The organism is Shewanella benthica KT99 (assembly GCF_000172075.1).
Classification (GTDB): domain Bacteria; phylum Pseudomonadota; class Gammaproteobacteria; order Enterobacterales; family Shewanellaceae; genus Shewanella; species Shewanella benthica_A.
Genome location: NZ_ABIC01000093.1, coordinates 1 through 2,367 on the forward strand (window position 1 = coordinate 1; position 2,367 = coordinate 2,367).

Annotated in this window: 2 pseudogenes; both read right to left on the reverse strand. The window is 47.6% G+C overall.

The features are described from left to right. Positions 1–21: 21 nt before the first annotated feature. Positions 22–1,456, reverse strand: a pseudogene (locus tag KT99_RS19605) (IS66-like element ISSbe3 family transposase). 100 nt (positions 1,457–1,556) lie between these two features. Beyond that, positions 1,557–2,263: pseudogene (locus tag KT99_RS21250) on the reverse strand (DUF6444 domain-containing protein); the annotation flags it as partial. Between the last annotated feature and the right edge of the window lie 104 nt (positions 2,264–2,367).

Consider the following 2,367-nt stretch of genomic DNA (forward strand, 5'->3'; position numbering starts at 1 on the left):
CATTCACCAGAGGGGGATTGACTAAGCTGAGGTTAGTCCAAATACGTCTGGGTAGTCGCATTTACCCACCACGCCCGCAATGATAGTGCTGATCACTGTTATCGGGGATAACTTGCGCTTCTTGCACGTTTCAACGACTGAGAGGATCCGAGATCGAAACTTCTCACCCCTATCTGAACTGGTGCCATAGCAGATCTTGCGCATGATCACGCTGCCACGCAAACAACGCTCGGCTTCGTTATTGGTCAAAGGTGTCCCTGGGTGATTGAGAAAAACCCATAAACCTTGCTCATATTTGAGAATATGCCGGCATCGGCCTGAGTAGCGTGAAGCGGGCACATTTTCCCCGCACTCAAGCCAGCGCTTAATATTGCGCCTTAGTCGTTGCATTCGCCGACGCCACATTATTTCGTCAACGTCACCGGCTTCATATCTATGTTGAGTGCGAAATACGGACTTGAATAGCAATACCAGTCGATTGCCGATACTCGCGGTAAGCCCCTTACCTGAATAATCGGCCATTTGTTGTAAATTACGCTGCACATGGGCAAGGCAAAATTGATGCCGTTCGGGCTCAATCCAGTTGTAGCTGGGACATTGGTCACTCACGACAATCGCTTGGGTATGCTCGCCTAATATCGATTTGGCTGCATCCTTATTACGAAAATATTTCACCTGTTGGAATACGGCATCCTCACTCGATAACAACCAGACCCAGCGGGTATGCTCTTCACCATTACGATTGTGCGTCGTCTCGTCAACATGCACTAATGACGCTTTTTTTATGTGTTGATGCAGAGCTTGGTGTGTCGGCGTCAGCATACTACTGACTCGCCCTTGCGCTTCAGAAATCAGACCGATAGAGAAATGAGTCCCGTATTGGTCTTGCAGTAAACGTTGAATTTTACGTACGCTCAGGTGATACAAGCCACTGAGCACAGCCACGTAACTGAGCAATCGTGGCCCCATCTGACCATCGGGAGCCTCTTCAGGCAAGGCTCCTTTGCTCACGGTGTTGCACTGCTGACAACGCCCGTGAAATAACTGGTATTCAGTTATATCAAGTGCAGGTTTAGGTAATTCAAATACCTGATGACGATAGCTTGGAGTCGGGTTGGCAATGACCTCGCCACCACAATCAGAACAACATGAATCGGGTAAGCAAGCGACTTGCTCATCGGTTGCGCTGAGTTCCGCTAATGGTCTTTTATGCCCCGTATGTCCAGGTTGAGCGCCAACCTTATTTCCACTACGAGGCGTTTGAGCTTTTTTCGCTCAGCCTTATCCGCAGGGGAGTCAGAGGATGGTGATTTGGATGAGTTTCTAGAGCTCAATGCTAGGCGGTCTTCATATTCACGTAACTTTTCCCACAGTTCTTGAATGAGTAAGTTTGCTTTTTTTCACCGAGTTCAGCAACCGTAGGCGGCTCTGTTGCGAATTGTTTTTTCTTTTTCATGAAGCTATTTTGACACGGCAAAGAGATCGTTCAATAGCGATATGACCAAACCTTATTGATCATCAATTGATCGTGTCAATAAGGGGCTGGTGAACGGTTACGTCTCGTCAACATGCACTAATGACGCTTTTTTTATGTGTTGATGCAGAGCTTGGTGTGTCGGCGTCAGCATACTACTGACTCGCCCTTGCGCTTCAGAAATCAGACCGGTAGAGAAATGAGTCCCGTATTGGTCTTGCAGTAAACGTTGAATTTTACGTACGCTCAGGTGATACAAGCCACTGAGCACAGCCACGTAACTGAGCAATCGTGGCCCCATCTGACCATCGGGAGCCTCTTCAGGCAAGGCTCCTTTACTCACTGTGTTGCACTGCTGACAACGCCCGTGAAATAACTGGTATTCGGTGATGTCAAGTGTAGGTTTAGGTAATTCAAACACCTGATGGCGATAACTTGGCGACGAGTTAGCCACAACTTTACCGCCACAATCAGCGCAGCAACTATCTGGCAAACAAGCAATTCTCTCGTCAGTCTCTGTAAGCTTTGCTAATGGTCTTTTATGCCCCGTATGTCCAGGTTGAGCGCCAACCTTATTTCCACTACGAGGCGTTTGAGCTTTTTTCGCTCGGCCTTATCCGCAGGGGAGTCAGAGGATGGTGATTTGGATGAGTTTCTAGAGCTCAATGCTAGGCGGTCTTCATATTCACGTAACTTTTCCCACAGTTCTTGAATGAGTAAGTTTGCTTTGTTTTCACCGAGTTCAGCAACCGTAGGCGGCTCTGTTGCGAATTGTTTTTTCTTTTTCATGAAGCTATTTTGACACGGCAAAGAGATCGTTCAATAGCGATATGACCAAACCTTATTGATCATCAATTGATCGTGTCAATAAGGGGCTGGTGAACGGTTACCTC